The 26,730-nt window shown below is 44.0% G+C and carries 35 protein-coding genes and 1 pseudogene; 19 read left to right on the top strand and 17 right to left on the bottom strand.

Going from position 1 to position 26,730, the window contains the following annotated elements; genetic code table 11:
- Positions 1-37: 37 nt before the first annotated feature.
- From rnpA to Q338_RS04315, 7 genes are all read right to left on the bottom strand, one after another.
- Positions 38-382 carry a ribonuclease P protein component gene (rnpA, locus tag Q338_RS04345; protein ID WP_034292373.1) on the bottom strand — a complete coding sequence of 115 codons (345 nt, stop codon included), beginning with the start codon at positions 380-382 and terminating at the stop codon, positions 38-40.
- A 1-nt stretch (position 383) separates the two neighbouring features.
- Positions 384-518, bottom strand: coding sequence for a 50S ribosomal protein L34 (rpmH, locus tag Q338_RS04340; RefSeq protein ID WP_002214728.1), 135 nt, complete (start codon positions 516-518; stop codon positions 384-386).
- Positions 519-645: 127 nt separating this feature from the next.
- A complete protein-coding gene (locus Q338_RS04335) occupies positions 646-1,386 on the bottom strand; it encodes a Rossmann-fold NAD(P)-binding domain-containing protein (protein WP_115723575.1) in 741 nt (246 codons plus the stop codon).
- A 35-nt stretch (positions 1,387-1,421) separates the two neighbouring features.
- On the bottom strand, positions 1,422-2,246 hold the full coding sequence (locus Q338_RS04330; protein WP_034292370.1) for a hypothetical protein: 825 nt from the start codon (positions 2,244-2,246) through the stop codon (positions 1,422-1,424).
- Positions 2,247-2,338: 92 nt separating this feature from the next.
- Positions 2,339-2,965: a hypothetical protein gene (locus Q338_RS04325; RefSeq protein ID WP_034292368.1), complete on the bottom strand. Its 627-nt coding sequence runs from the start codon at positions 2,963-2,965 to the stop codon at positions 2,339-2,341.
- 11 nt (positions 2,966-2,976) lie between these two features.
- Positions 2,977-3,717 (bottom strand): hypothetical protein, encoded by a 741-nt coding sequence (locus Q338_RS04320; RefSeq protein WP_034292366.1) that lies wholly within the window; start codon positions 3,715-3,717, stop codon positions 2,977-2,979.
- A gap of 136 nt (positions 3,718-3,853) precedes the next feature.
- The gene (locus Q338_RS04315; protein WP_034292365.1) at positions 3,854-5,842 is read right to left on the bottom strand and encodes a DNA topoisomerase IV subunit B; all 1,989 of its coding nucleotides are present in this window, start codon (positions 5,840-5,842) and stop codon (positions 3,854-3,856) included.
- 22 nt (positions 5,843-5,864) lie between these two features.
- Here Q338_RS04315 and Q338_RS14365 point away from each other — a divergent pair, with 22 nt between their 5' ends.
- The 5 genes from Q338_RS14365 to Q338_RS04295 all read left to right on the top strand — a co-directional run bounded on the left by Q338_RS14365 (position 5,865) and on the right by Q338_RS04295 (position 9,351).
- On the top strand, positions 5,865-6,002 hold the full coding sequence (locus Q338_RS14365; protein ID WP_156961031.1) for a hypothetical protein: 138 nt from the start codon (positions 5,865-5,867) through the stop codon (positions 6,000-6,002).
- A 142-nt stretch (positions 6,003-6,144) separates the two neighbouring features.
- Positions 6,145-7,206, top strand: coding sequence for a septum site-determining protein MinC (gene minC / locus Q338_RS15420; RefSeq protein ID WP_084693524.1), 1,062 nt, complete (start codon positions 6,145-6,147; stop codon positions 7,204-7,206).
- A gap of 77 nt (positions 7,207-7,283) precedes the next feature.
- Positions 7,284-8,099, top strand: a complete 816-nt coding sequence (minD, locus tag Q338_RS04305; protein WP_034292362.1) for a septum site-determining protein MinD — start codon at positions 7,284-7,286, stop codon at positions 8,097-8,099.
- Between the two features lie 3 nt (positions 8,100-8,102).
- Positions 8,103-8,420, top strand: a complete 318-nt coding sequence (gene minE, locus Q338_RS04300) for a cell division topological specificity factor MinE (RefSeq protein WP_034292360.1) — start codon at positions 8,103-8,105, stop codon at positions 8,418-8,420.
- 4 nt (positions 8,421-8,424) lie between these two features.
- Positions 8,425-9,351, top strand: coding sequence for a LysR substrate-binding domain-containing protein (locus Q338_RS04295; protein ID WP_034292358.1), 927 nt, complete (start codon positions 8,425-8,427; stop codon positions 9,349-9,351).
- A gap of 78 nt (positions 9,352-9,429) precedes the next feature.
- Here the strand turns inward: Q338_RS04295 and Q338_RS04290 are convergent, their stop codons facing one another.
- The gene (locus Q338_RS04290) at positions 9,430-10,197 is read right to left on the bottom strand and encodes a formate/nitrite transporter family protein (protein ID WP_034292355.1); all 768 of its coding nucleotides are present in this window, start codon (positions 10,195-10,197) and stop codon (positions 9,430-9,432) included.
- Positions 10,198-10,508: 311 nt separating this feature from the next.
- Here Q338_RS04290 and Q338_RS15320 point away from each other — a divergent pair, with 311 nt between their 5' ends.
- The 5 genes from Q338_RS15320 (at position 10,509) to Q338_RS04280 (ending at position 12,408) form a co-directional block, all read left to right on the top strand.
- Positions 10,509-10,640, top strand: coding sequence for a hypothetical protein (locus Q338_RS15320; RefSeq protein ID WP_280517554.1), 132 nt, complete (start codon positions 10,509-10,511; stop codon positions 10,638-10,640).
- A gap of 97 nt (positions 10,641-10,737) precedes the next feature.
- Positions 10,738-11,271: a substrate-binding periplasmic protein gene (locus Q338_RS04285; RefSeq protein ID WP_034292353.1), complete on the top strand. Its 534-nt coding sequence runs from the start codon at positions 10,738-10,740 to the stop codon at positions 11,269-11,271.
- Positions 11,272-11,278: 7 nt separating this feature from the next.
- Positions 11,279-11,359, top strand: coding sequence for a hypothetical protein (locus Q338_RS15460; RefSeq protein ID WP_377896438.1), 81 nt, complete (start codon positions 11,279-11,281; stop codon positions 11,357-11,359).
- Between the two features lie 92 nt (positions 11,360-11,451).
- Positions 11,452-11,649, top strand: coding sequence for a hypothetical protein (locus tag Q338_RS15125; protein ID WP_245946703.1), 198 nt, complete (start codon positions 11,452-11,454; stop codon positions 11,647-11,649).
- A 27-nt stretch (positions 11,650-11,676) separates the two neighbouring features.
- On the top strand, positions 11,677-12,408 hold the full coding sequence (locus tag Q338_RS04280; protein WP_244773534.1) for a glycosyl transferase family 90: 732 nt from the start codon (positions 11,677-11,679) through the stop codon (positions 12,406-12,408).
- Positions 12,409-12,461: 53 nt separating this feature from the next.
- Here Q338_RS04280 and Q338_RS04275 read toward each other — a convergent pair whose 3' ends face one another.
- The 6 genes from Q338_RS04275 to Q338_RS04255 all read right to left on the bottom strand — a co-directional run bounded on the left by Q338_RS04275 (position 12,462) and on the right by Q338_RS04255 (position 16,402).
- Positions 12,462-12,662, bottom strand: a complete 201-nt coding sequence (locus Q338_RS04275; protein ID WP_034292351.1) for a heavy-metal-associated domain-containing protein — start codon at positions 12,660-12,662, stop codon at positions 12,462-12,464.
- Between the two features lie 80 nt (positions 12,663-12,742).
- Complete coding sequence (locus Q338_RS04270; RefSeq protein WP_034292349.1) at positions 12,743-13,138, bottom strand: VanZ family protein; 396 nt, start codon at positions 13,136-13,138, stop codon at positions 12,743-12,745.
- Positions 13,135-13,341, bottom strand: a complete 207-nt coding sequence (locus Q338_RS04265) for a hypothetical protein (protein ID WP_034292347.1) — start codon at positions 13,339-13,341, stop codon at positions 13,135-13,137. The genes Q338_RS04270 and Q338_RS04265 overlap by 4 nt, the downstream gene beginning before the upstream one ends.
- Positions 13,342-13,615: 274 nt before the next feature.
- Positions 13,616-15,670 carry a methionine--tRNA ligase gene (gene metG / locus Q338_RS04260; protein WP_084693522.1) on the bottom strand — a complete coding sequence of 685 codons (2,055 nt, stop codon included), beginning with the start codon at positions 15,668-15,670 and terminating at the stop codon, positions 13,616-13,618.
- A 12-nt stretch (positions 15,671-15,682) separates the two neighbouring features.
- Positions 15,683-15,814: a hypothetical protein gene (locus Q338_RS15315; protein WP_280517553.1), complete on the bottom strand. Its 132-nt coding sequence runs from the start codon at positions 15,812-15,814 to the stop codon at positions 15,683-15,685.
- A 114-nt stretch (positions 15,815-15,928) separates the two neighbouring features.
- On the bottom strand, positions 15,929-16,402 hold the full coding sequence (locus tag Q338_RS04255) for a hemerythrin domain-containing protein (RefSeq protein WP_034292345.1): 474 nt from the start codon (positions 16,400-16,402) through the stop codon (positions 15,929-15,931).
- A gap of 169 nt (positions 16,403-16,571) precedes the next feature.
- On the opposite strand from Q338_RS04255, the gene Q338_RS04250 reads away from it, so the two are divergent.
- From Q338_RS04250 to Q338_RS04225, 6 genes are all read left to right on the top strand, one after another.
- Positions 16,572-17,711, top strand: coding sequence for an ATP phosphoribosyltransferase regulatory subunit (locus Q338_RS04250; RefSeq protein WP_034292343.1), 1,140 nt, complete (start codon positions 16,572-16,574; stop codon positions 17,709-17,711).
- Positions 17,712-17,768: 57 nt separating this feature from the next.
- Positions 17,769-18,761, top strand: coding sequence for a Card1-like endonuclease domain-containing protein (locus Q338_RS04245; RefSeq protein ID WP_034292341.1), 993 nt, complete (start codon positions 17,769-17,771; stop codon positions 18,759-18,761).
- Positions 18,762-18,813: 52 nt separating this feature from the next.
- Positions 18,814-19,503, top strand: coding sequence for a phospholipase D family protein (locus Q338_RS04240; protein ID WP_034292339.1), 690 nt, complete (start codon positions 18,814-18,816; stop codon positions 19,501-19,503).
- A gap of 67 nt (positions 19,504-19,570) precedes the next feature.
- Positions 19,571-19,933, top strand: coding sequence for a type II toxin-antitoxin system death-on-curing family toxin (locus Q338_RS04235; protein ID WP_034292337.1), 363 nt, complete (start codon positions 19,571-19,573; stop codon positions 19,931-19,933).
- Positions 19,934-20,037: 104 nt separating this feature from the next.
- A complete protein-coding gene (locus Q338_RS04230) occupies positions 20,038-20,535 on the top strand; it encodes a hypothetical protein (RefSeq protein ID WP_034292335.1) in 498 nt (165 codons plus the stop codon).
- A gap of 102 nt (positions 20,536-20,637) precedes the next feature.
- Complete coding sequence (locus tag Q338_RS04225) at positions 20,638-21,936, top strand: adenylosuccinate synthase (protein ID WP_034292333.1); 1,299 nt, start codon at positions 20,638-20,640, stop codon at positions 21,934-21,936.
- 80 nt (positions 21,937-22,016) lie between these two features.
- Here the strand turns inward: Q338_RS04225 and Q338_RS04220 are convergent, their stop codons facing one another.
- Positions 22,017-22,316: a hypothetical protein gene (locus Q338_RS04220; protein ID WP_034292331.1), complete on the bottom strand. Its 300-nt coding sequence runs from the start codon at positions 22,314-22,316 to the stop codon at positions 22,017-22,019.
- A gap of 109 nt (positions 22,317-22,425) precedes the next feature.
- Between Q338_RS04220 and Q338_RS04215 the strand changes: the two genes are divergently transcribed.
- A complete protein-coding gene (locus tag Q338_RS04215) occupies positions 22,426-23,217 on the top strand; it encodes a hypothetical protein (protein ID WP_034292329.1) in 792 nt (263 codons plus the stop codon).
- Positions 23,218-23,288: 71 nt separating this feature from the next.
- Here the strand turns inward: Q338_RS04215 and Q338_RS04210 are convergent, their stop codons facing one another.
- On the bottom strand, positions 23,289-24,959 hold the full coding sequence (locus tag Q338_RS04210) for a formate--tetrahydrofolate ligase (RefSeq protein WP_377896439.1): 1,671 nt from the start codon (positions 24,957-24,959) through the stop codon (positions 23,289-23,291).
- A 67-nt stretch (positions 24,960-25,026) separates the two neighbouring features.
- Positions 25,027-25,713 (bottom strand): pyrimidine 5'-nucleotidase, encoded by a 687-nt coding sequence (yjjG, locus tag Q338_RS04205; RefSeq protein WP_034292325.1) that lies wholly within the window; start codon positions 25,711-25,713, stop codon positions 25,027-25,029.
- Between the two features lie 295 nt (positions 25,714-26,008).
- Between yjjG and Q338_RS04200 the strand changes: the two genes are divergently transcribed.
- Entirely contained in the window at positions 26,009-26,410 is a 402-nt protein-coding gene (locus tag Q338_RS04200) for a DUF350 domain-containing protein (protein ID WP_034292323.1), read from the top strand.
- A 111-nt stretch (positions 26,411-26,521) separates the two neighbouring features.
- A pseudogene (locus tag Q338_RS04195) lies at positions 26,522-26,730 on the top strand (IS4-like element ISAba33 family transposase); the annotation flags it as partial.

Genomic DNA, 26,730 nt, shown 5'->3' with positions numbered 1-26,730 from the left:
CTGAAAATGTGCAAATACGCTTTCAGGCTGCCTAAAATTATTTGGCTTTGGGCAACATCAATTCTGCCAACTCGGCACGCGCTTGCGCGGCGGTGCTGCGGTCAAACATTTGGCGCACGCGCACAACAAAATCATGCGGTGGCAATTCATGTTTGTGGCAACGAAACCAGTCGCGAATCACGCGTTTCATATAGTTGCGCTTATTGGCACGTTTGGCGGTTTTTTTGCTGACCACCAAGCCCAAACGTGCGTGTCCGAATGCGTTGCTTGCCGACTGCGATACTTGAATAAAGGTGCGTGAACGCTGCTTTTTAAGTGCGAAAACGGAAGAGAACTCTTCCGTTTTCAGCAATCGGTAGGCTTTGCCAAAGCTGTTGTTCAAATTACACAGCCAAGCGTTTGCGACCTTTGGCGCGGCGAGCCGCCAAAACAGCGCGACCACCGCGTGTTTTTGAGCGAACCAAGAAGCCGTGTGTGCGTTTACGTTTGGTAACTGATGGTTGGTAAGTGCGTTTCATGGTTTTAAAATCCTGTGAAAATTGGAAAAAATTAAACGCGTGATTAAACCCTGTTTGGCTGATTTTGTCAATCAAAAATCGGGGAAAATCGGGTTTTTCTATGAATCATCAATGCGGGAACTGGCGTTCAGGCTGTGTACAAAGTATTGATGATTCTGCCATTTGGGTTGGTGTCATTGTCGTCCCAATCAGGTTCGGGCAAACCCAATAATTTGGCTTCGCGGCGGTAAAATTCGCGTTTGCTGGGGTGTTCGGCTTGGACAATATTGCGAATGCGCGTGCCGTTTGGCGTGCAGGCTGCCTGAAACAGAGCGGACACGGCTTGGTCGCGGTGTACCATATTGACGGGTTGGGCTGCGCCTTTTATTTGGGGGCGTTTGAGTAGGCTGCGTAAGGGGTGGCGTTCTGTGGCGTAGAGTCCGCCAAATCGCAAAATATCCAAATGGGGCAATTTGGCGTTCAGGCAGCATTGTTCGGCGGCGATAATTTGGTGAGCGGATTCGGTTTCGGGGTTCAGACTGCTGTGTTCATCGCAAAGGCGTGGGGCGTTGCCGTACACGCTGATGCTGCTGGCGTAAATGAGGTGTTGCACGCCAAATTGTTGGGCTTGCTGGACAATATTTTCAATGGTTTCAACATACTGCGGCAAAGGTGTGGGCGGCAATAAAATTGTCCAAGTGGCATAATCCGCCCATTCAGGCTGCCTGAAATCGGGCGAAAGCGCGACAAAATCCATTTCAATCGGCAAACAAATATCGTCCGAAGTTTGATGGCGTTTGACACCGCGCACACGCCAAGCGTTTTGGTCGGCACGTTCCGCCAATGGTCTGCCCAAAAAGCCCATGCCAATAATTAAAATTGAATTCATCTTGTTTCCTGTTGATTATTTTAAAAAATATGTTTTCAGGCTGCCTGAAACGCCAATCGCCGCGCCCACAAAAACAGCAGCGTAAACGGCAAACTAATCAGCAGCAAACCCACCCCAAATTCGTGCCACACAGTCCGTTCCCTGTGCTGATACCACGCCAAAGTTTGTTCGGGCGACCAAAGTGTTTGATTGTCCACGTGCAGGGAAACAAGACGGGCTTCTTTTTGATTTTCCAGAATATATTGGGCGGTGGCGATTTTGCCAGCGTGTTGGTAGATGTCTTGGCAAATAAACTGTTCCATTTTGCCATTCATATCGCCTTTGGTATGACAATGAAAATGTATGCCTGCCAAATCCAAATAGTAGTGTTTACAGCTCGCCCCTTTGCCACATGGTTCGGTAAAGCTGGATGTATTTTTGGGTATGCTGCCTGAAAGTGTAAAGGTGCGATTGGCGAGAATATTTTGTCTTTCCTTTGCATATTCAAAATAATAAATAACAGGCACAAGCAATAAAATTGCCAACATGAAGCCATTAAGCCATTTACGATAAACAATAGGAATAAAATGAATGCAAACGAGTACCCCCCAATAAACCATAAGCCATGAAGAAGACCATAAGACATTGAACATATCCATATAAGGTACGGTTGCGAAAATCAGTAAAATAACAGGGTAGGCCACAATGGCACGGAGCGCATATAACGAAAACAAAGCAAATAATGTCAATAAACCAAACATACCCAAAGTATGCCACCCCAATAATTTATAAAAGAAAAATGGCATGATGAGTGCGGATATGTATGCAAGAAAAAACCAAGAGCTGATTTTAATTTCTTTCTTTTCTGGTACATCGCTCATATTTAGATTATCTTTCTATCGGTTATTTTTTCCACCTTTCAGGCTGCCTGAAAACACAAATTTCATCATAATATTGATTGGGCGTGAATTTTTTATTTCAGTAAATCCGCACCCTTAAAAATCGCCCCCAATCCCAATCCCAACATCAATCCAGCTTTTTCATTGGGCATCCGACCTGTTTCAAACCATTGATACATAATAGAAAAAAATAAAAATAAGCCAATTATCATCAACATGATTGCCAATAACGCTCGCCATGTTTTGTGAATAAATGGGGCTTCACGAAATGGCGTTAATTCATTTGACGCAGTTTTTTCGTTAGGCGAAGTGGGGGTTTGTTGGGCGATGATAGATTGATTATGCTGTTCTGCAATCCATTTAAATTGTTGATGAAAAAAGAGATGTGGCGGTGTAACCAGTAAAAATGTTACCCAAACTTGAATGCTGGCAATCATCTCAAAAAGAAAAGCCAGAAAAGCAAATATGGGCATGATTGCCAATAAATGATAAAAACCTGTTAATCGGGGATTGATTTCTCGTTGAAATAAAAAATCTTCGTTTTGCCCCACGCCCAACATCAAAGCGAGCAAACCCACAATAAAACAAACAGGAAAATAAACCCATTCAACAAAGATACCCAATAGAAACAAAGTTATCCAGTAAATTGTTTGGGCTTTTTTAAAATTAGGGTAATTCAGAAAATATTGTTTGATTTTCATTTTGTGTTCTTTCAGGCTGCCTGAAAAAACGCTTGGCAAATCGGATTAGATACCGCAAACACATTCACTTCATCTGCATTAAGCCGATAATCCGCCAGTTGATACGTTTCAGTATCGCAAAAATGTTCCATCGCCAATCTTATAGAAAAAACCATTGTATTTTCAATATTTTCTTTCACAATTACATAAACTTGATGTGCATATTCTGACAAATTCACTTCAATCACAATCGTATTATCATTGAATAAATCAGCATAAACATCACAATCATCATGATGATGCAAATAACAAAAAGGAATGTTTCCTATTAATTTCAATGGGACAAGTTCATCAATATTTTGATTGTATAAATAATCTTTTAAATCAAAAATATAATTAACATAAATTTGATAAACAGGCGTTAAATCATGATACGCAGGAAAAGTTTGCGTGCTTTCTGAATAATCCTTTAACAAATTGATTTTTAAGATTTTACCGATGATAATTTTCATAAAATCCATTTCATCGCCTGTCCATTCCACACCATTCACTTCCGCATAACGGCTGCATTGCAAAAAGACTTTACCTTGACCGATTTCTGTTTCACTGATTTTTTGATGATTGTTCCAACTGGAATGTGGATTAAAATCATTGTTTTGTATCACAAAATACATTTGATTAGGTGTAATTTCTTTTTCAAACAAATGTTCATTAATCGCTGTTTCCCAGCCCCATTCAAAAAGATAACATGGAATAATATGGTTATTTTTCATATTTCTATACCTTATTCTTGGTTTATTCTTGGTTTTCAGGCTGCCTGAAAACAAGTGTAGTTTCCGTAGGTCGGGCATTTATGCCCGACACAATATACCGTCATCATGTCGGGCATAAATGCCCGACCTACAAATTTCAAATATCCCCTTCCGCCTTATCCCCTTCGGCTTCCATCCACGCGCGGCGACTTGCCGCTTCGCCCTTGCCCATCAGTTTCAGGAACACGGTTTCGGTGTGTGCCGTGTCTTGTGTGGGGATTTGCACTTGCAGCAGCCTGCGTGTGTCGGGGTGCAAGGTGGTGTCTTTCAGTTGGTCAGGATTCATCTCGCCCAAGCCTTTGAATCGGCTGATGGAAAAACCATTTTCGCGGATTTTTTCGCTGCTCAATCGTTCCAAGATGGCTTTCAATTCGTTTTCGTCCAGCGCGTACAATTTGCGGGCGGGTTTGTTTTTGCCTTGCGCGTTCACGTCCACGCGGAAAAGCGGTGGTTGTGCCACATAAATGTTGCCATTTGCCACCAATTTCGGAAAATGACGGTAAAAAAGCGTCAAAAGCAACACTTGAATGTGTGCGCCGTCCACGTCTGCATCGGACAAAATGGCGATTTTGCCGTAACGCAAACCGCTTAAATCCACATCGTCATTTGCGCCGTGCGGGTCCACGCCAATCGCCACGGAAATGTCGTGGATTTCGGCATTGCCAAACAGTTGGTCTTTGTGAATTTCAAAGCTGTTCAATACTTTACCGCGCAAGGGCAAAACTGCCTGAAAGCGTTTGTCGCGCGCCAATTTGGCTGAACCGCCAGCCGAATCGCCTTCTACCAAAAACAATTCGTTTTCGCGCACGTCTTCGCTTTCGCAATCGGTCAATTTGCCTGGTAAAACCGCCACGCCAGAGCCTTTTTTCTTTTCCACTTTTTTCACGGAACGCATACGCGCTTGGGCTTGTTTAATTGCCAAATCCGCGATTTTCTTGCCGATTTCCACGTTTTGATTGAGCCACAATTCCAATGGGTCGGCACACACGGTGGCAACCAGTTTGAGCGCGTCTCGGTTGGTGAGTTTGTCTTTGGTTTGCCCTTGGAATTGGGGGTCAAGCACGCGCGCGGACAGCACAAACGCCACGCGGCTGAATACGTCATCGCTTTGCAATTTGACACCACGCAGTAACAGGTTGTGGTGATTGATGAAATTGTTTACGGCATTGAACGTGGCTTGTTTTAAACCTGCTTCGTGCGTGCCGCCCAATGGCGTGGGAATGAGATTGACGTAGCTTTCGTTGGCGCAACTGCCTTCTTCCAGCCATGTGAGAGCGAATGCCGCGCCTTCGCCTTCGCGGAAATCTTCGTGGCTGCCTGAAATGTGGTTTTCGCTGGCGAAAATGGGGGCGATTTCTTGTGCGTTTACCAATAAATCGGCAAGATAGCTGCGTAAACCTTGCGGATAATGCCATGTTTGGGTGTGGGCGGTATTTTCAGGCTGCCCTTTGATGTGGCGCGTTAGCGACACGCTCACGCCTTGTAATAACACGGCTTTGGCGCGGAGCAGGCGTTCTAATTCGGTTAAATTGTAGTTGGCTTGTTCAAAGTATTTGGGGTCGGGGTAAACGCGGATTTCGGTGCCTGTGTCTTTGGGGCTGCATTTGCCGATTTCGTGTAGCGGTTCAAGCACTTCGCCATGCGCGAACACGATGCGTGAGATTTTGCCTTCGCGTTTGACGCTGACTTCCAAGCGCGTGGACAGGGCGTTGGTAACCGAAACGCCCACGCCGTGCAAACCGCCTGAAAAGGCGTATGCGCCATTGCCGTCTTTTTTGTTGAATTTGCCGCCTGCGTGGAGCTGGGTAAACACCAGTTCAATAACGGGAATTTGCTCAATCGGGTGCAAGCCTGTGGGAATGCCGCGCCCGTTGTCGCGCACGGTAATGGAATGGTCGGGGTGGATTTGTACGTCAATTTGTGTGGCGTGTCCGCCCAATGCTTCGTCTGCGGCATTGTCTATCACTTCTTGAATGATGTGGGTGGGCGAATCGGTGCGGGTGTACATACCAGGGCGTTCTTTGACAGGCTCTAAACCTTTGAGAACTTTAATGCTTTCTTCGGAATAAGATGGTTTTTTTGTCATTTTGGATTGGAGATAGGGAAATGTGAATGCGTGTATTGTAAAGGAAAATGAGCTTTCAGGCTGCCTGATGGTGTGGGAAATACTGACGTTTGCTATAGTCGCAGAAGTGAAATTGCACCCACGCAGTTTCAGGCTGCCTTTCACTACCCTACAAAAATAAGGCAGCCTGAAAACCCCCAGCTAACCTTTTACGTCCATTTCTACCCACAAAAGGCAGCCTGATAAATGTTTACTATTGAAGAGTAATGCTAAAATGAGTTACACTTCACCATTGAATAAAACAATCACATTTTTGATATGCCATGAAACCAGCTTTTAGTGTCAAATCCGCACATTTGGACGCTTTGTCTATCCAATTGCAAGACCATGTTTTGGATAATATCCGCCAAACTTTACAAGAACAACACAGCAATTACTTGAAATTTAAAGCATTGCCCTTTATTTTAGATGCACAGCAAATTGAAGACGGCGAAACCTTGCCTTTGGCAGAGATTTTGGCTTTATTTGCTGAACACGAATTAAAAGTAATCGGTTTGCGCCACACCGATGTGGCGTGGGAAAATTATGCAAAAACGCATAACTTGGTGTTTTTTCCCGAAAAAATCGCCCCCTCCGCCAGCGAATCCGCCGAAAAAAGCGACACGCCATCATCAGAAAATACGGAGAACACAGAAACTGTTGCAGAAAATGCACAAGCCACCGAAAACAATGGTGGGCAGCCTGAAAATTCAGCCGCCACAGAAGAAGACGCCGCAGACGCATTCGCCCGCGAATTATTCGGCGAATCCGATGATGACAAGCAAACCGATACCCCATCTGCAAAAAGCGAAGCACAAACAACAGAACAAGATGACGATATTCTCGCCAACGACAATTCCGCCATCAAAACCGTAGAAATGGCAAAACCTGCCGAATTGGTAGAATTGTCGCCCGAAGAAGCACAAAAATTAGCCGAAGCCAACAGCACCGAATTAACCAGCGAAGACGGCGAAGCCAAAGGCGAAATCGTCAGCATTAGCGAAGCCAAACAAACCATCGTGGTGTCCACGCCCGTGCGCACAGGACAGCAAATTTACGCAGAAAAAGCCGATTTGATTGTCTTGGGCATTGTTAGCCCAGGGGCGGAAGTGATTGCCGATGGCAATATTCACATTTACGCGCCCTTGCGTGGACGTGCATTGGCAGGTGCTTCGGGCGACCGCAAAGCGCGGATTTTTGTGCAATCCATGCAAGCGGAATTGGTATCCATTGCAGGAATCTATCGCACATTTGAGCAAAAATTGCCCAATCATCTTGCCAAACAAGCCGTGCGGATTGAATTGCAAGATGACCGTTTAGCCATTTCATCTATTGTAGCGGAATAAGTTTTCAGGCAGCCTGAAAACATTTTCCCCATAAATTTGTTTAATTTGTTTTACTTTTCAACATAAGGAGCCATAACGTGGCAAAAATTATTGTAGTAACTTCTGGTAAAGGCGGTGTGGGTAAAACCACCACTTCCGCCAGCATCGCTTCAGGTTTGGCGTTGCGCGGACACAAAACGTGTGTGATTGACTTTGACGTGGGTTTGCGTAATCTGGACTTGGTGATGGGCTGTGAACGCCGTGTGGTGTACGATTTGATTAATGTGATTCAAAAAGAAGCCACGTTGAATCAAGCCCTGATTAAAGACAAACATTGCGATAATTTGTACATTCTGCCTGCTTCACAAACCCGCGACAAAGAAGCGTTGAACAAAGCAGGCGTGGAACGCATTTTGGCGGAATTAATCCAAAGTTTGCGTTTTGAATACATTATTTGCGACTCGCCTGCGGGCATTGAAACGGGTGCGTTGATGGCATTGTATTTTGCTGATGAAGCGATTGTTACCACCAACCCTGAAGTGTCTTCCGTGCGCGACTCTGACCGCATTTTGGGCATTTTGCAAAGCAAATCACGCAAAGCAGAACGCGGTCAAACCGTAAAAGAGCATTTGTTGATTACACGCTATTCGCCAGAGCGCGTGGCAAAAGGCGAAATGTTGTCGGTGCAAGACATTCAAGATATTTTGCGTATCCCATTGTTGGGCGTGATTCCTGAATCGCAAAATGTGTTGCAAGCATCTAACGCGGGCTCGCCTGTGATTCATCAGGACAATGCGAATGCGGCGGAGGCTTATAAAGACGTGGTGGCACGCTTATTGGGCGAAAACCGCGAAATTCGTTTCCTTGAACCTGTGAAAAAAAGTTTCTTCCAACGCTTATTTGGAGGCAAGTAAGCTATGTCTATTTTTGAATTTTTGTTTGGCAAACGCAATCAGAAAACGGCAAATGTGGCACGCGACCGTCTGCAAATCATCATCGCGCAAGAACGCAATACGCACAATACGGATAATAATACGCCTGATTATTTGCCCACTTTGCAAAAAGAATTGCTGGAAGTATTGTCTAAATATGTGAAAATTGAATTGAACGACATCAATATTTCACACGAAAAACGCGATGGCATTGATATGCTGGAATTAAACATCACGCTGCCTGAAAGTAAACGCACTGATGTGAGCAGCGATTTGCCTTTGCCTACTCAAGCGGAAAGCTAACACCATGACTTTAACTGAATTACGCTATATTGTGTCGGTGGCAGAAGAGCGTCATTTTGGTCGTGCTGCACAGCGTTGTCATGTAAGCCAGCCTACTTTGTCTATTGCGATTAAGAAATTGGAAGAGGAATTGTCCGTTTCCCTGTTTGACCGCAGCAGCAATGAGGTGATTACCACACAGGCTGGTGAGCGTATTGTGGCACAAGCTAAAAAAGTATTGGATGCGGCAGAGGTGATTCGCCAGCTTGCCAGCCGAGAACAAGATGAATTAGATGGTCAATTCAAATTGGGTTTGATTTTCACGGTTGCGCCGTATTTATTGCCCAAATTGATTGTGGGTTTGCGTGAAATTGCGCCGAAAATGCCATTGATGTTGGAAGAAAATTACACCAATACGCTGACAGACAGCCTGAAACGCGGTGAATTAGACGCATTGGTGGTGGCTGAACCGTATCATGAAACGGGTGTGGTAACCATTCCATTGTATGACGAGCCATTTTTTGTGATTGTGCCAAAAGGTCATCAGTTTGAAGAATTGGACGAAATCACGCAAGACGATTTGGTGGCAGAACGTGTTTTATTGCTGACCGAAGGCAATTGTATGCGCGACCAAGTATTGGGTAGCTGTTCAGAATTGGCTTCGCGCCAACGCATTGATGGTTTGACCAATACTTTGCAAGGCAGCTCCATCAATACGGTGCGCCACATGGTAGCAAGTGGTTTGGGGATTAGTATTTTGCCCGCCACCGCTTTGACGGAAAATGACCATATGTTGTTCTCCATTATTCCGTTTAAACCTCCTGTACCAAATCGCCGTATTTTGTTGGCGTATCGCCGCCATTTTGTGCGCCCACGCGCTTTGCAGGCGATTAAACAAGCCATTATGATGGCAAATATTGCAGGCGTTACCATTATTGAAGATGATGAATAAGGGTAAGCATTTTATTGAAACAAGCCTTTTAACTCTTTGTTAAAAGGCTTGTTTTTTGTTTTCAGGCTGCCTGAAAACTTATTTTTGATACGCCAAAAAATAAATCCCACCCACAAAAACCGCGCCGCCAATCGCATTGCCTATCCATACAGAAATCATATTCCACACAAATTGCCTCCATGTGATGTCCGCGCCGCCCCAAATCGCGGCAGGAATCACAAACATATTCGCCACCACGTGCTGAAAACCTATCAACACAAAAATCATAATCGGAAACCAAATCCCCAAAATTTTCCCCGCCATATCATTTGCCAAATAACACAACCACACCGCCAAACACACCAGCCAATTACAACCAATCCCCGACACCACCGCTTGCCCAAAACTCACATGAATTTTGTGTTCGGCGGTGGCAATGGTTTTTGCCAAATATGCGCCTTCGGTCAGCCCCAAATAATGCCCAAAGGCATACGCCACCGCCATCGCCCCCAGCAAATTCATCACGCTAATCCACAGCCAATTGCGTACCCACGCCCATGTGTTGATTTTATTGGCAAACCTTGCCACAGGCACCACCATCATATTGCCCGTAATCAGCTCGCCGCCGCCCAACAAAATCGCCAATAAGCCAATCGGAAACACCGCCGCACCCAAAAAAGTGCTTAAGCCCCCCAATTCTGCTGGCATGGTTGCCACCACGCGCAAATACGCTAAATAACCCAATGAAATAAACGCACCACCCAAAAAACCCAATAAAATCATGCTTAAAATGGGTAATTCGGTTTTGATTTTGCCTTTTTCGGCGGTGTATGCCAACAATTCTTTGGGGCTTAATAGATGACTCATGTCAAAATTCCTTATTCAGGCTGCCTGATGATGATAAGTTCTTATTTTATTAATTTTTTTGATGTTGATTTTTGATTTATATTAATCAAGCAGGAGATTATTTGGGTTTTCAGGCTGCCTTTCAGTACACCAACACCTACTTTATCACAAAATTTTGATTTTTCTGTAAAAAAATCATCAATACGATTTATTTTGTATAACTCTTTTTCTCAAAAAGTAAGTATAATACGAAACTGCATTTCTAATTGTATATTTGTCAATAAAAATTTGCGTATTTTTTGATTTGAATTAAATTAATAGTTGAGATTTTTATGAAAATGAAATATTTATTGCCCGTTTTCGTGGCAATGGCTTTGGCAGCCTGTTCGGACAACACGGCGCAAAACAATCCCCACCCACACCCCAAGCCAGCGCACCCAACCCAAGCACCAGCACTACGGTAGCAAATACGGATAAAGTCAGTTCCTATGTAGTGGGTGTGGACGTGGGCTATCCGCCTTTGACTTTACGTGATGAAAATGGCAACCATCTGGTTTTGAAGTGGAATTGTTGCAAGCGATTGCGGCTGACCAAAAAATTCAAGTGAATTTGCTGCCCGATACACGCGCTAATTTGTTCCCCAGCTTGGAGAGCAATAAGTATCAGATTTTGGTCGGTTCTTTTGAAGCCAATCCAGAACGTCAAGCGAAAGCGGAATTGAGTCATCCTTATGCCAAAGGCTACCGCGCTATTTTGAGCAAAAAAGATTCTTTGGTAAAATCCGCGCAAGATTTGCGTGATGACAAAGTGGTGGTCGGCGTGCAAAAAAGCACCAATAGTGAGCGTAAATTGGTGGAGTTGGGCGTAACACCAAAATCTTATGATAGTTTATTTAATACATTCAAAGGTTTGGCACAAGAAGAAGTAACGCATGTGGAGGGAGATTCTATCCCTTTGACTTATTATGCGATTACCAATAAAAATGAATCCATTAAACAAGAATATGCTTTAACCCACTTTGATTCAAACGCTGGCGATTCTATGCTGGTGTATGCCGTGAGCAAGGGCAATACCGAATTATTGGATAAAAATTAATAAGGGTTTGGAAAATATTAAGAAAAATGGTACTTATGACCAAATTTACCAAAAATGGTTTAAAAACAATCATGATGCCAAAGTTTAATGTGCAGTAATATCACATTCAGGCAGCCTGAAAAGCGAATACTTATTTTTCAGGCAGCCTGATTGTTATCCATCTATCTTGTTACAAAAATCATGAAACCAAACAATATTTACCATCGGCGTTTACACAAACTGCAATATTATGTCAGCCACGCCCATCTGGGTTTATTACCGCACGCACTCTTGGCAAAATCCGCGCAAGACGTGTTAGCCGAATACGCCCGTTTGCCCAAACATCAACAGCAACACATCGCCAAACGCGTGGCGTATTACAACCAATTGGACGGGTAACACACACTTTCAGGCAGCCTGACACGCGTGGGCGCATTTAAAAAACAGGGATTTTCGGCGTATTTTTATGATTTGGCGGACTATTTGCGCTATTTTCCCACCGATAAAATTTTTGCGCACGAATTTGGCGATGTAACCCATATTCCCGACCAGCCCACTTTGGTCAAAAGCCGCCCCATTTCCGAGCAAAATGCCCATTCCATTTTGTTAAAACTAGACAGCGTGCGCCATTTTTATATTTATCCCGACCCATTTAATTACACCGATAAAAACGATAAACTGGTGTGGCGCGGCGCAGCCCATCAAGCCCATCGTTTACAATTTTTACAGCAATTTCATGCACATCCATCATGTGATGTGGCGTATGTCCACCGAAATTCGCAAAACCAACCATGGCATGGCGCATTTATGAGCGTGCGCGAACAATTGCGCCACAAATTTATTTTAAGCATTGAGGGCAATGACGTTGCGACTAATTTGAAATGGATTATGGCGTCCAATTCATTGTGTTTGATGACCACGCCGAAATTTGAAACGTGGTTGATGGAAGGCTTGCTCCAGCCCGATATACACTATGTACATTTGCAAGATGATTACAGTGATTTAGATGAAAAATTGCGTTTTTATCAACAAAACCCAGCAGCAGCGCAAAAAATCATTCACCATGCACAAACATGGATACAAACATTTTTTGATAAAAAACAAGAGTTAATCACCAATATATTGGTTTTACAAAAATATTTTGAGCATACGCAATAAACCAAAAAACGGTTTCAGGCAGCCTGAAACCGTTTTTTTAGTTACATGAAGAATTACGCGCTGAAACCTGCTGCATTTACCGCAGCTTTGAATGCATTTTCATCAAAATCATCGGTATGGGTTACCACTACATAACCTTGTTCATGGTTGGCATTGACAAATTTCACGCCAGCAACAGAAGATGTTTGTTCTGTCAATTTATCGCCATCCGTTTTGCTCGTCATGCCAGAAACGTTAATTTTAGATTGTGCCATAGAAAAACTCCTACAAATATTAAAAAATGGACAAAAAGCCCTAGCCAAATCTCTGTCTGTTAGGGTATCAAATCTATATGCTATTCTGCCTTGATTTCAGTAGCTTGTCTAGTCCAAATTTTATGTGCGTGGTGTGCCAACATCAATGCGATAGTCGCCCCCAACATATCCGCCACACCGTCCCAGAAATCGGCTTGGCGCGAATGGGTAAACGTAGCTTGAGCCCATTCCGTGCCAACTGCCATCACCAGCGCAAAGCCCCACAACACGCCATACGGTACAGGCTTTTTTGCCGCCAAAAAAGCACGCGCCAACAACCAAAATTGTCCAAAAAACAACAAACAATGCGCCACCTTGTCAAAATGCGGAAACATGGGGGCATGATTAGGCGATGTTTCACGGAAAATCAATCCCCAAATCGCCGCACCAAGCCACAAAATTGCCAATATAAACCATTTATTTTTCAGTAAATTCATGCTACAGTTTCCTGTAAAAATTGTTCGCACAATTTGGCGAGTGAGGCGAATTTGCCGCCACGTTGCTGCAAAATCTGCGCCCATATTTGTACGGTTTCGCGGTCGGGGGTTTCGTCCAAACTGCATTCGTTGAGCAGAAAATCGAGCGTTTCGCGGATGTCGGAGATTGTGCCTGTTTGGATTAAATCATTTAATTCATTCATATTTTTCTTTCAATTATAGTGGATTCAATTTAAATTGAATTCACTGTCGCCTTATATTACATTTTCACTTTTACGACTATCATACATAGTGGATTCCATTTATTAAATCAGGATAAGGCAACAGCGACCACCGTGTACACTCGTACATAAGGGCAACGCTATACTCTGGTTTAAATTGAATTCACTATATCGTTCAGGCTGCCAATTGTACACGATAACAATATAGGCAGCCTGAAAACATTTTCAGGCTGCCTTGTGTTGTGTTATGAAAAAATCAACCCACTTTATCGCCCGCTTTCGCGCCCTCATGCACGTCCAGCAAACGCAATTTGCCGTCCGCAGTCGCCGCCGACAAAATCATGCCTTCCGACACACCAAATTTCGCCATTTTACGCGGCGCAAAATTCGCCACCGCAATCACATGACGACCATTCAATTCACTCGGATTTGGATAGCTCGCCGCAATGCCCGAGAAAATCGTGCGCTGCTCAAAACCAAAATCCAAGCTGAATTTCAATAATTTGGTGCTGCCCTCCACCGCTTCACAGTTCAACACTTTCGCCACGCGCATGTCCACTTTCATAAAATCATCAAAGCTGCATTCGGGCGACACGGGCGCGTATGGGCTGCTTTCGGCTGGCGTTTCCACCGCAGGGGCAGCCTGAATACTTTGTTTGTTGGCTTCTACTAAATCGTTCACTTGTTTTTCCTCAATACGTTGCATTAAATGTTTGTATTCATTGATTTTGTGGTTTTCAGGCAGCGTGGTGGTGCTGTCTGCCCACATCAATTTATTCACGTTCAAAAACGCCGCCGCTTGTTCCGCCACTTTCGGCAAAACTGGCGACAAGTACACAGTTAAGATTTTGAACGCATTGATTAATTCGCTGCACACTTCATGCAAACGCGTTTCCATGCCCTCTTGTTTTGCCAATTCCCAAGGCTTGTTCGCGTCCACATATTCATTCACCAAATCCGCCAAAGCCATGATTTCACGAATGGCTTTGCCGTATTCGCGGTCTTCATAATCTTGGGCGATTTGTGCTGATTTTTCAGTTAATTGTTTGATTAAATCACTGCCTGAAACATCTTTCAGGCTGCCTGAAAATTTCTTGTGGATAAAGCCACTGGCTCGGGCGGCAATATTCACATATTTACCCACCAAATCACTGTTTACTCGTGCAATAAAATCCTGCAAATTCAAGTCAATGTCTTCAATTTTACTGTTTAATTTGGCGGCGATGTAGTAGCGCATCCATTCAGGATTCAAACCGCCGTCCAAATACGATTTGGCGGTGATGAAGGTGCCGCGTGATTTGGACATTTTTTGCCCGTCCACCGTCAAAAAGCCGTGCGCGAAAATGCCAGTTGGGGCGCGATAACCGCTAAATTGCAACATTGCCGTCCAGAATAAAGCATGGAAATACAAAATATCTTTGCCGATAAAATGGTACATTTCCGTGTTGCTATCAGCTTGGAAAAATTCGTCAAAATTCAAGCCAATGCGGTCGCATAAATTTTGGAAACTCGCCATATAGCCCACAGGCGCGTCCAGCCAAACATAGAAATATTTGTTTGGTTCATCGGGAATTTCAAAACCGAAATATGGCGCATCGCGGCTGATGTCCCAATCGGACAATTCGCCGTCTTTGAGCCATTCATTCATTTTATTTAAGGCTTCAGGCTGCAAATGGGCTTTGCCATGTGTTTCGCCCGAAGTCCATGCTTTCAAATAATCCGCGCAATCGCTTAATTTAAAAAAGAAATGTTCGGTTTCTTTCATCACAGGCGTTGCGCCTGACACGGCGGAATATGGGTTAATCAAATCCGTAGGCGCGTAGGTCGTACCACAAACTTCACAATTGTCGCCATATTGGTCTTTGGCGTGGCATTTGGGGCATTCGCCTTTGACAAAGCGGTCGGGCAAGAACATTTGTTTCTCGGGGTCAAACAATTGGTTGATGTTTTTGCTGATGATTTTGCCGTTGGCTTTGAGGGCGCGGTAAATTTTTTCGGAATAGTGTTTGTTTTCAGGGGAATGGGTGGAATAGTAATTGTCGTAACCAATGCCAAAACCTGTAAAATCCGCCAAATGTTCGGCGTGGGTTTTTTCAATCATTTGTTCGGGCGTGATGCCTTGTTTTTGCGCGGCGAGCATAATGGGGGTGCCGTGCGTGTCGTCTGCACAGCAGTAGTAGCATTCGTGTCCGCGTGATTTTTGGAAGCGTACCCAAATATCGGTTTGGATATGCTCCACCATGTGTCCGAGATGGATTGCACCGTTGGCATAAGGCAGCGCGGAAGTAACCAAAATTTTGCGTTGTGTCATGATTTGTTTATCCTAATGATTTTTGAAATTTCGGGGCGGATTATGCCATAAATTCGCACTTTCAGGCTGCCTGAAAATAGACGGCAATTTGTTCAAGCTCAAATATGTAGGGTGCGCCGTGCGCACCAAAATGGCTGAAATCATTCAAATATCACGGCGGATTAGGTGCGCACGGCGCACCCTACTCATTTTTTGTCGCGAACGAAAAGGCAGCCTGAAAACCACTTTTCAGGCTGCCTACATGATTTATTTTCTATTTTAAGCATTTAATGTACGCGCAAACAAAATCTCATTTTCCAATTCAATATGGTCGCGCAAATCACCCACCAATTCCTGCAACTGCGCATACAAACGCTGCCAACTGCCACAGGCTGCTGCGGGGGGCGTAAAATTATCTGTTAATTCAATCAATTGATGAATAACTGTGTCATGGTCATCGTGTTCGTGCATCATCACATTGATGGGCATGGCTGCACCGCGTCCAAGCCCTTGTTTAATCATGGGAAACAGCATACGTTCTTCTTTCATCATGTGGCTACGCAATTCGCCGTCCATGTGCAGCACCAAAGGCAAGAGTTGCGGCGGAAAAGTTTCGGCATGCACCCGCGCTACTTTATCCGCAAGCGGCAAAATTTCGTCTAATTGACGGCGATGGGTTTCATGATAACGCGGCAAAATATGGTCAATAATCGCGTCCAAAGGGGCGTGTTGCCAAATGCTTAAATCGCTCATGGTTTTGTTCCTTATGATTATTTTGGGTTTATGAATCTTCAGGCTGCCTGAAAATAAGCGTATTTTACTTAAAATTCATATTTTATGAAACTTTAAAATCCACACGCCCAAAAATGTTATTTTGTGTTAAAGTTTTCGCTTTCACTATTTACCCAATAAGGACAAAACCATGCAAACTTGGCAACTTCCCGAACACATCGCCGATATTCTTCCTGAACGCGCTCGTCAATTAGAAAGCGTGAAAGAACAAATACTTGCCTTATTTCGTGTGCATGGTTTTGAGCTGGTACACCCGCCATTGATGGAATACAGCGATTCGCTTTTAACCCATATTGACACAGGTTTGTCGCTGAAAACCATTCGCGTGCCAGACCAATTATCGGGGCGACAACTGGGCATACGCGCCGACATCACGCCACAAGTCGCCCGAATTGACGCGCATTTATTGGCACAAAATCAAGGCATTAACCGATTGTGTTATTCAGGCAGCGTATTACACGCCAAACCCGATGGCTTTTTAACCACGCGCGAACCTTACCAAACAGGTGCGGAACTCTATGGTTGCACCGACACCGCCGCCGATATTGAACTGATTGATTTGATGTTGAAAAGTTTAAAAACTGGTGGCATGGCAAACACGATTTTATCGTTGGGGCATATTGGTGTGTTTCGTGCAATTGCGACGGCAGCAAAATTATCGGATTCTCAAAGCAATCAATTGCTTGCCATGATGCAAACGAAAGACCGTGAAGCCGTCCGTGCATTGGCAACAAGCTGGCAATTGGACGATATTTGGACAAACGCGCTTGCCTTGTTGCCCGAATTATACGGCGGTCGTGAGATTTTGCAGGCTGCCAAACAGCGTTTGCCACAATTAAGTTCGGTTACTCAAGCCATTGATGTATTGGAACAAGTTTGCGCGGCATTCCCCGAACAAGCCATTCACATTGATTTGGCGGAAGTGCGCGTGGACAATTACCACACGGGCTTGCTCTACGCCGCCTACGCGCCCGACCACCATGACGCGGTGGCGCGTGGCGGACGTTACGATGGTTTGGGGGCATATTTTGGGCGCAGTCGTCCTGCGACAGGGTTTAGCTTTGATTTGCGCGTGTGTGGCGAATATTTGGCGGCAAGTACGCGCCCCGAAGCGGTGCGCGTGGCGGTGGCGGATTACACCAAAGCGATTGATAAAATTAACGAATTGCGCGGAAATGGGATTTGCGTGGTGGTGGATTATGGCGTGGCGGATAATTCAGGCAGCCTGAAACGCTTGGTTTGGCAAGGGAATAAATGGCTTGTACAATAATTTTTGAAACCGATTAAAGTAAACCATTCATCATTCATTTAGAAAGAGAGTACTATTTTGAGTCATGTTAAACTAGGTATCTATCGTTGTAACGCGTGTAAAACTTGGGGCGAAGCGGTACTACAGGGCGTTCAGACTGCCTGTCATAAATGTGGTGCGACAGTGGCGGTTTACGCGCCTTTGCAGGTGGTGGAGCAATTATCGGCGCGTTACACGGCAGCTTTGCGCGAAATTGACAATTTAAAAAGCCAACTGGACGATACTGAACCAACTGAAACCAATGATAACTCATTGAATAAAATCAATTTAAATGACAGTAATTTACTAGCTACCGAAGAACAACACAAACCTTTAATCAATTGGTTTAAAAAACAACAAATTGTGCCTGAATTTAACTATTCGGCGGTGGACATGAGCGGCTTTTATGACGAAGCGGCGAACAAAATTGGCGAAAAATACACCATTTTTGAGAAAATTTTGGGACAACTGGGCTGGTCGTACCGCAAAAATGTGATGACTTTAAATGTGGATTTGAAAAAATATCCACAAAAAGAACAACAACAAATCAATCAATTATTGCGTGAATTTTACAGTCATACTTTGTTTGCGAACTACCGCTATTTGAAGCAAGATAAAATTGCCAATTTAAAATTGCAAACGGCTGCACCTGTCCGCCAATTTTTTACAGGTGGCTGGTTGGAATGGTTTACATTGAATGCGGTTTTACAAGTGATTCAGCAAAAAAATGTGCGTTTTTCGGTGGCGCGTGGTGCAAAAATTCGCTTTCAAAACGGAGATTTACACGAGCTAGATGTGTTGTTATACACGCCCAATAATACGCCGTTGGTCATTGAATGTAAAACAGGTGAATACAGACGAGACTTAGATAAATATTTGAATTTACGTAAAAGATTAAATATTCCTGCAAGCCATTTTGTGTTATTAGTTTTGGATATTGATGATACGCAAGCCAAATCGTTAAGCGGTATGTATGATTTGACTTTTGTAACACTAAAAACTTTGCAGGCACATATTGAAAAAGTAGTGTAAGCATTGACAGGCAGCCTGAAAAGTAAATTGAATAAAATAAGGTAATCAAATTATGGCAAAATTTCTCAACACCAGCGCAACCACTTATTATTTAGAAGAATTGATTAAAAATGCCCGTGAACGCCTGTTTTTAATCAGCCCTTATTTAAAATTAAACGACCGCATTAAAGAATTGCTGGAAGACAAAAACCGCATGAAAATAGACATTCGCATTGTGTACGGCAAAAGCGAATTGCAACCAGCCGAAGCCAGTTGGTTGAAAACATTGAATTATGTGAGAACCAGTTATTGCCAAAATTTACATGCCAAATGCTACATCAGCGAAAACGAGTGTATTATTACCAGCTTGAATTTATACGAATTCAGCCAAGTCAATAACAATGAAATGGGCATTTTATTGACACGCGATGATGACGGAAAAGTCTATCAAGACGCTTACGAAGAAGCACAACGCATTATCCGTATCAGCGAAGAAGTCAAAATTTCGTTGGACGTGGTAAACAAAGATAACAGTGAAAATACAGAAAATCATCAACAAAATAATGGCTTAACCACCACCAAACTCGCAGAAAAACTCGGCATAGACCGTGCTGAATGCAACAAGCGTTTGTGCGAAGCAGGTTTGCAAGAATTGAACGGCAAAAATTATTTCTTAACCGAAAAAGGCAAACAATCAGGCGCAACTTTGAAAAAAGGGCAATTTGGGTATTTTATTGTTTGGTCGGCGGATTTGGTGGTGTGAATGGGTTTTCAGGCAGCCTGAAAGGGAAAAATGATGACTAACCCCATAGAAATTTACCAGAGCGCGGATGCAACGTGGCGAAGCCAGCGAATTGTTTGCGATTGAACGCGAAGACGGATTGTCGGCGATTTTGGGCAATTTGGCGCAATCGGTTTTTGGCGAAGCCGCGTATCCGAGTATTGAAAGCAAGGCGGCACATTTATTGTATTTTATTTTGAAAAATCATCCGTTTGCCGATGGCAACAAACGAAGTGGCGCGTTTTTGTTTGTGGATTTTTTGCACCGCAATGGGCGTTTGTTTAATCAACACAATCAGCCCATTATCAACGATACAGGTTTGGCGGCTTTGACTTTATTGGTGGCGGAATCTGACCCGAAACAGAAAGATGTTTTGATTAAATTGATTATGCATATGTTGCAGGCAGCCTGAAAATTGCCACTAACCTAACGTAGGATGCGTACCTCGCACCGAATTACTGCAAAATTGGAGCATGGTACACCAATCACACAAATCATATTAATGAGGAAACAATAATGGGCATTAGAGATATAAGAGCCATTAACGGTAATGGTTTGATTTTCTTTGGCGAAAGCGATTTTCAAGATGATGAAACTTATGTATCAACTTGTTTTATCAGCATATTTGGTTTTCCCATTTTACCTGTTTTCAGCGCACGCATTTTGGGGGTAACGGGCGATTTTCACAATGTGAAGTATCAATATGATAAAGTACCGATGAATTGGGCGCAGATTTTGCGGATTTATGGGTATATGTTGCTGTATCCCATAACAATATTTATGATGATTTCGGCGCATGTTGGCACAAAATCCAGCAACATGCTTGTGGTGCGTTTTTTGGGTTGGGTGGCTGTTATTGGTTTACCTATCTTGTTATTTTTATTGCCACACTTATTGAGAATGCGTGCCGCCAAAGCTGCAGGTTTGGATAAAAAACTTACGGTAAGCACAAGCATGAAATGGATCGTGGGCGTTTCACTGACCATTTTAAGTATTTTAATTATGTTATATTGATGATTGAAACGCGTAAACACATTTTCAGGCAGCCTGAAACCAAGTTCAGCGCAGCCAAAATTCCCAATTTCTTATTTTTATTAACCAAAAAGGTCAAACAAAATGACAAAAAACGTGGTCGTAATCGGCGCACAATGGGGCGACGAGGGCAAAGGCAAAATCGTAGATTGGCTCGCAGAGCAAACCACAGGCGTGGTGCGCTTTCAGGGCGGACACAACGCAGGACACACGCTGGTGGTCAATGGCAAAAAAACCATTTTGCGCCTGATTCCAAGCGGCATTTTGCATGAAAACTTGGATTGCTACATCGGTTCAGGCGTGGTGGTGTCGCCCGAAGCCTTGTTGGGCGAAATTGACGAATTGAACGCGGCTGGCGTGAAAAACGTGGAACAACGCCTGAAAATCGCCCCCACCGCACCCCTGATTTTGCCCTACCACATTGCGCTTGACCAAGCCCGCGAAAAATCGCGCGGTGCAGGCAAAATCGGCACAACAGGTCGCGGCATTGGTCCTGCTTACGAAGACAAAGTGGCGCGCCGTTCGGTACGCGCTGGCGATTTGGCAAACCGCGATTTGGTGGCGGAAAAAGTCCGCGCCAATTTGGCTTTGTACAATGTGCAACTGGAACATTTGCATGGCGCAGAGCCTGTGAAATTTGAAGATGTGATGGCGAAAATTGATGCCTTCCGCGAACGCATTTTGCCGATGATTGCCGATGTGTCGCGCACTTTGTACGAGAAAAATCAGCGTGGCGAACGTTTGCTGTTTGAAGGCGCACAAGGCACTTTGCTGGACATTGATTACGGCACTTATCCCTTTGTTACCTCATCAAATTGCATTGCTGGCGCGGCGGCGGCTGGCGCAGGTGTGCCACCGCATATGTTGAACTATGTGTTGGGCATTGTGAAAGCCTACACCACACGCGTGGGTTCAGGGCCTTTCCCAACGGAATTGTTTGACGAAGTGGGCGTAGGCTTGGCAGAACGCGGACATGAATTTGGTTCGGTAACGGGTCGTCCGCGCCGTTGCGGTTGGTTTGACGCGGCTGCCTTAAAACGCTCCATCCAAGTAAACGGCATCACAGGCATGTGCATCACCAAATTGGACGTGATGGACGGCATTGAAAAAATCCAAATTTGCGTGGGCTACACCTTGCCAGACGGTTCCACCACCGACATTTTGCCCTTTGGCGCAGACGCGGTTGCCAACTGCACGCCCATTTACGAAACTTTGGACGGCTGGACGGAATCCACATTTGGCGTGAAATCGTATGACGCGCTGCCAAGCAATGCGAAAAAATATTTGAAATGCATTGAAGAAGTGTGCGGTGCGCCGATTGCGATTGTGTCCACAGGCCCTGACCGTGAAGAGACGATTTTGATTCAACATCCGTTTGAATAATTAAGCGAAAAATGTTTCAGGCTGCCTCCAATCCATTTTTTGGGGGCAGCCTGAATTTTATTTTAATATATAAATATTCTTTACTTATTTAATTCCCATTGTTTATCTTGATAAATTAATTTCATACCAAATTCATCTAATACTTCACCTTTATTATTTTTTATAGAAAAATAACATTGCGCAGTGCCTTTGCTTGACTGACGGCATTCTGTGTAATCAATATGACCCGCAGGATATTGCCCCGTTTTATCGGCGCTGACAATGCGTTTGACATCATCTTGTGTGGGATTGGGTATGGGTGTGCGTACCATAACCCAAAAAATCAATGCAAGCGCAGGAATAAGCACTTTCAGCAAAATGCGAGAATCAAAAAAATCCATCAAAATATTTCCTCCATAAATGGGTTATTAAAATCAGATAGTTTAATATTTCATGACAATTCAGGTCAATAAATATAAAATTCGTTTCTTTTTTAAAGAGGAATAGCCAATGGAAAAAATGTATATTGATACAGATGAAGACTACGTTGATTCAGAAAAAATGTTGGACAACCCCGCCAGCAGACCACCACAAAATGCTTTACTGTGGATGAATATTGCATTTCGTATGCTGATTGAGCGTTGGGGAAGTTGGCTAATTATCAGCGTGTTTATTATTTTTGTTGAGTTTGTGTTGGATTTTGCAGGGGAAATGCTCAAAGTATTGTGGTTTTTCCTCCCGATGGCAACTTTGTTGATGCACTGCGGTATACAATCTGCGGCTTCTGCACAGGAGTACGATGAAGAAGCACCGTCTATTCGCCATTTGTTTGCACCATTAGAAGGCAAAGTGTTTGAATTTATCTTATTTTATGCTTTGTTTCTGGGCGTGGGTTTGTGTGCTTGGTTATTATTTAATGGTTTGGGTAAGCATTTTGGTTTACTTGAGGCTTCCTTATTACAAGCGAATAAGCCTATTACATTGATGTTATGGGCTGCATTCTGTCTATCTTTGCTTGGTTTTGTGTTTTGGTTTGCGCCTGCTTTGGTGTTTTTGCGTAATGAAAATCCGTTTGCTGCGATTGGAATGAGTTTGAAAGCAGGATTTAAAAATATTCTTCCCTTTGTAGTATTTTTTATTGTTCAATATTTACTGATTTTGGCACTTGCTTTTGCTGTAACACGTTCAACTAATATAACCATTATCATCGTAGTAACTACAGTTTTCTTTCTTTTCTATCAAATATTTATTGCTTTATGTTGTTATGCTGCTTACCGCGATATTTGGTTTGAAGAACAATGATAAATGTGCAGGCAGCCTGAAAAATAAGAGAAACCCATTTTCAGGCTGCCTGATTATTTTAAAAATATAAATCAAAACAATCCGCTAATCACACCATTTTCATCTACATCAATTTTCTCGGCGGCTGGCACTTTCGGCAAACCCGGCATTTTCATCATATTGCCACACAACACAACAATAAACCCAGCCCCAGCCGACACCGTCATGCCACGCACCTGAATCGTAAAACCACTCGGGCAACCCAGCAATTTCGCGTTATCGCTCAAAGAATACTGCGTTTTCGCCATGCACACGGGCAATTTATCCAGCCCCAAACGCGTTAAATTCGCCATTTCCGCTTGGGCTTCCGCGCCGAATTCCACACCAGCCGCGCCATAAATTTTCGTGGCAATCGCGGTGATTTTATCGGCAATGCTGTCGTTCACATCGTAGGCAAATTGAAAGCTGTTTTGATTTTTTTCAATGGCTTGCACCACTTTATTCGCCAAATCCACGCCACCTTTGCCGCCTTTTTCCCACACTTCGGTTAAGGCAAAATCTGCGCCATTTGCTTCGCAGGCTGCCTGAATCGTCGCCAATTCCGCGTCGCTGTCCGACACAAAACGGTTAATCGCCACCACCACAGGCAAACCAAACACATTTTTTAAATTGCTGATGTGTTTCAATAAATTGGGTAAACCTTTGCGTACCGCGTCCACATTTTCCGCACCCAAATCGGCTTTTTCCACGCCACCGTTGTATTTCAAAGCGCGAACCGTCGCCACCACCACCGCACAATCAGGCGTAAACCCAGCCAAACGTGATTTAATATCACAGAATTTTTCCGCGCCCAAATCCGCGCCAAAACCTGCTTCGGTAACCGCATAATCGCCCAAATGTTGCGCCAAACGCGTTGCCAACACAGAATTACAACCGTGTGCAATATTCGCAAAGGGTCCACCGTGTACAAAAGCGGGTGAGCCTTCAATGGTTTGCACCAAATTCGGTTTAATCGCGTCTTTTAATAAGGCTGCCATCGCACCATTGGCGTTCAAATCTTTGGCATAAACAGCTTGATTATCAACAGTATATGCCACCAAAATATTGCCCAAACGCTGTTTCAAATCGCCCAAATCTTTCGCCAAGCAGAAAATCGCCATCACTTCGCTCGCCACCGTAATATCAAAACCATCGGGGCGAATCACGCCATCGGTCGGCTTACCCAAACCATTGATAATATTACGCAATTGACGGTCATTCATGTCCACCACGCGCCGCCACAACACGCGTTTGGGGTCAATATTCAGCGCATTGCCTTGATAAATATGGTTATCCAACATCGCCGCCAGCAAATTATTCGCCGCGCTGATGGCGTGGAAATCGCCCGTGAAATGCAAATTAATGTCTTCCATCGGCAAAACTTGCGCATAGCCACCGCCTGCCGCGCCGCCTTTCACGCCGAATACAGGCCCGAGAGACGGTTCGCGCATGGCAACCACCGCTTGTTTGCCGATGTGATTGAGCGCGTCCGTCAAACCGATGGTAACGGTGGTTTTGCCTTCGCCTGCGGGCGTAGGGTTAATCGCGGTTACCAAAATCAATTTGCCTTGTTTTTTGGGCAGGGCAAACGCGTCTGCGGGGTTGATTTTGGCTTTGTATTTGCCATAATGTTCCAATTTATCCGCAGTAATGCCCAATTTTGCACCAATATCGTTAATGTGTTGCATGGTAGCAGCTTGTGCGATTTGAACGTCAGTTTGCATCATCATTCTCCAGAAAAGAGATTAAGGGAATTGTAGTCAGGTGTAATTTTAACGCATTTTGCTGCTTTCAGGCTGCCTGAAAACCAAATATATTCCCCAATTCCACCCAATTATGAACAGTAAAAGTGGGGATAATATTGGTTTCATTCGGTTTATTTGCGCTATTGAGCCAACACGTTGCCATGCCCACACGGTTGCCGCCCAAAATATCCGATGTCAAACTATCGCCCACCATCAACACCGTTTCGGGTGGCGGATTGCCCATTTTTCGCAAAGCACTTTCAAAAATCGCCCTATGCGGTTTCGGGTGCGATTCGTGTTCCGAAATAATCAATAAATCAAAAAATTCAGCAAAACCCGTATATTGCAAACGCGGCTGCTGCAAACTGGCAAAACCATTCGTCATAATCCCCAATTTCACGCCGCGCCCATGCAGCCAAGCCAGCAATTCACGCGCCCCCGCCAAAGGTTCACTCAAACGCGCCATCGTGTGTTGTAATTCTTCATTCAACGCCAAAGCGGGACGATTCAATTGCGCCGCCAAATCCGCAAAACGCGTTTGCGCCAAAGTTGTCATGTCTATCTCGCCCTGCTGATAACGCAACCAAAGTGGCTGATTCACTGCTTGAAATTTCGCATAATCTGCTTCGCCAAACGCCACGCCATACCGCGCCAACATGGTTTGCAAACCCACAAAAGAGTAAAAATGAAACAGCGTTTCATCGGCATCAAATAAAATCCATGGATAATTCATTATGTTTTCCTGTTCAGGCTGCCTGAAAATCAAATAATTGTTTTTATATTTGATTTTATTGTCGTAGAAATGAAAATGCAGTACAAGGCGACAACGCCCGCCGTGCACGAATAGTACATAAGGGCGTTGGCAACGCTGTAATGCTTTTTCAGTTCTGCGACTATAGCACGTTCAGGCAGCCTGAAATGTTGTACGATGTAAACGCTTGGGCAGACTTTATTTGCGCCAGCATATTCATTCCCATAAAAATTATGTAATAATCACAAGGTTTTCATCAATACGAGTGTTCTCAATCATGAGTATTTCATTGTTACAATATTTGTATTATTTTGCCTATTTGTTTTCGGCGATTTTGATGGTGGGTATTTTTGGTTTTGTTTACGAAAAAATCACGCCGCCCAAAGAGTTGCTGTTAATTAAAAATGGCAATTTGGCGTGTGCTTTGTCGTTTGGTGGAGCAATTATTGGTTTTTGCGCGGCTTTGGTGTCGGCGATGACGCACAGTGTGGGGGTGGCGGATTTTATTTTGTGGGGTTTACTGGCGGCTGGCGTGCAAATTGGGCTGTTTTTTGGCGTGATGAAAATTATCCCAGACGCGGTGGCAGAATTGGAAGCGAATAACACGGCGGTGGGAACATTTTTATGTTGCCTGTCCATTGCGATCGGACTGCTGAATGCGGCGTGTTTGGTGGACTAATCTGCCATGTTTTCAGGCTGCCTTTCAGTACACGACAAAAAAAGTACAATAAAAAAAGAAGTCCGCATCAATTCAGTGGTATCGTATTAATTTTCTCACGACTAATCCAATATGACTGAATTGAGCGAACTCACCCATATCGTAACCAAAACTTTCAAATGGCACAAGAGCCACGTTATTGTTTTTGTGTATTTATTGTGTACCATTGCCATGCGGCAGACCTGTAATTTGAGCAAATTGGCAATGTTTTTCCCTGATGCCAAAGCAACAAACGCCTCTTCCTATCGCCGTATCCAACGGTTTTTTAAGGAAGTTGTTTT

It is taken from the genome of Alysiella crassa DSM 2578, from assembly GCF_000745955.1.
In the GTDB taxonomy this organism is placed as follows: domain Bacteria; phylum Pseudomonadota; class Gammaproteobacteria; order Burkholderiales; family Neisseriaceae; genus Simonsiella; species Simonsiella crassa.
The sequence above is the reverse complement of the archived record's forward strand: the minus strand, read 5'-3'. Positions and strand labels throughout refer to the sequence as shown.

What these genes read in the sequence shown, in the direction of transcription:
- rpmH (WP_002214728.1), bottom strand. Translation starts at nt 518, where the DNA reads ATGAAACGCACTTACCAACCATCAGTTACCAAACGTAAACGCACACAC.
- Q338_RS04335 (WP_115723575.1), bottom strand. Translation starts at nt 1,386, where the DNA reads ATGAATTCAATTTTAATTATTGGCATGGGCTTTTTGGGCAGACCATTG.
- Q338_RS04330 (WP_034292370.1), bottom strand. Translation starts at nt 2,246, where the DNA reads ATGAGCGATGTACCAGAAAAGAAAGAAATTAAAATCAGCTCTTGGTTT.
- Q338_RS04325 (WP_034292368.1), bottom strand. Translation starts at nt 2,965, where the DNA reads ATGAAAATCAAACAATATTTTCTGAATTACCCTAATTTTAAAAAAGCC.
- Q338_RS04320 (WP_034292366.1), bottom strand. Translation starts at nt 3,717, where the DNA reads ATGAAAAATAACCATATTATTCCATGTTATCTTTTTGAATGGGGCTGG.
- Q338_RS04315 (WP_034292365.1), bottom strand. Translation starts at nt 5,842, where the DNA reads ATGACAAAAAAACCATCTTATTCCGAAGAAAGCATTAAAGTTCTCAAA.
- minC (WP_084693524.1), top strand. Translation starts at nt 6,145, where the DNA reads ATGAAACCAGCTTTTAGTGTCAAATCCGCACATTTGGACGCTTTGTCT.
- minE (WP_034292360.1), top strand. Translation starts at nt 8,103, where the DNA reads ATGTCTATTTTTGAATTTTTGTTTGGCAAACGCAATCAGAAAACGGCA.
- Q338_RS04295 (WP_034292358.1), top strand. Translation starts at nt 8,425, where the DNA reads ATGACTTTAACTGAATTACGCTATATTGTGTCGGTGGCAGAAGAGCGT.
- Q338_RS04290 (WP_034292355.1), bottom strand. Translation starts at nt 10,197, where the DNA reads ATGAGTCATCTATTAAGCCCCAAAGAATTGTTGGCATACACCGCCGAA.
- Q338_RS15320 (WP_280517554.1), top strand. Translation starts at nt 10,509, where the DNA reads ATGAAAATGAAATATTTATTGCCCGTTTTCGTGGCAATGGCTTTGGCA.
- Q338_RS15125 (WP_245946703.1), top strand. Translation starts at nt 11,452, where the DNA reads ATGAAACCAAACAATATTTACCATCGGCGTTTACACAAACTGCAATAT.
- Q338_RS04275 (WP_034292351.1), bottom strand. Translation starts at nt 12,662, where the DNA reads ATGGCACAATCTAAAATTAACGTTTCTGGCATGACGAGCAAAACGGAT.
- Q338_RS04270 (WP_034292349.1), bottom strand. Translation starts at nt 13,138, where the DNA reads ATGAATTTACTGAAAAATAAATGGTTTATATTGGCAATTTTGTGGCTT.
- Q338_RS04265 (WP_034292347.1), bottom strand. Translation starts at nt 13,341, where the DNA reads ATGAATGAATTAAATGATTTAATCCAAACAGGCACAATCTCCGACATC.
- metG (WP_084693522.1), bottom strand. Translation starts at nt 15,670, where the DNA reads ATGACACAACGCAAAATTTTGGTTACTTCCGCGCTGCCTTATGCCAAC.
- Q338_RS15315 (WP_280517553.1), bottom strand. Translation starts at nt 15,814, where the DNA reads ATGATTTCAGCCATTTTGGTGCGCACGGCGCACCCTACATATTTGAGC.
- Q338_RS04255 (WP_034292345.1), bottom strand. Translation starts at nt 16,402, where the DNA reads ATGAGCGATTTAAGCATTTGGCAACACGCCCCTTTGGACGCGATTATT.
- Q338_RS04250 (WP_034292343.1), top strand. Translation starts at nt 16,572, where the DNA reads ATGCAAACTTGGCAACTTCCCGAACACATCGCCGATATTCTTCCTGAA.
- Q338_RS04240 (WP_034292339.1), top strand. Translation starts at nt 18,814, where the DNA reads ATGGCAAAATTTCTCAACACCAGCGCAACCACTTATTATTTAGAAGAA.
- Q338_RS04235 (WP_034292337.1), top strand. Translation starts at nt 19,571, where the DNA reads ATGCAACGTGGCGAAGCCAGCGAATTGTTTGCGATTGAACGCGAAGAC.
- Q338_RS04230 (WP_034292335.1), top strand. Translation starts at nt 20,038, where the DNA reads ATGGGCATTAGAGATATAAGAGCCATTAACGGTAATGGTTTGATTTTC.
- Q338_RS04225 (WP_034292333.1), top strand. Translation starts at nt 20,638, where the DNA reads ATGACAAAAAACGTGGTCGTAATCGGCGCACAATGGGGCGACGAGGGC.
- Q338_RS04220 (WP_034292331.1), bottom strand. Translation starts at nt 22,316, where the DNA reads ATGGATTTTTTTGATTCTCGCATTTTGCTGAAAGTGCTTATTCCTGCG.
- Q338_RS04215 (WP_034292329.1), top strand. Translation starts at nt 22,426, where the DNA reads ATGGAAAAAATGTATATTGATACAGATGAAGACTACGTTGATTCAGAA.
- Q338_RS04210 (WP_377896439.1), bottom strand. Translation starts at nt 24,959, where the DNA reads ATGCAAACTGACGTTCAAATCGCACAAGCTGCTACCATGCAACACATT.
- yjjG (WP_034292325.1), bottom strand. Translation starts at nt 25,713, where the DNA reads ATGAATTATCCATGGATTTTATTTGATGCCGATGAAACGCTGTTTCAT.
- Q338_RS04200 (WP_034292323.1), top strand. Translation starts at nt 26,009, where the DNA reads ATGAGTATTTCATTGTTACAATATTTGTATTATTTTGCCTATTTGTTT.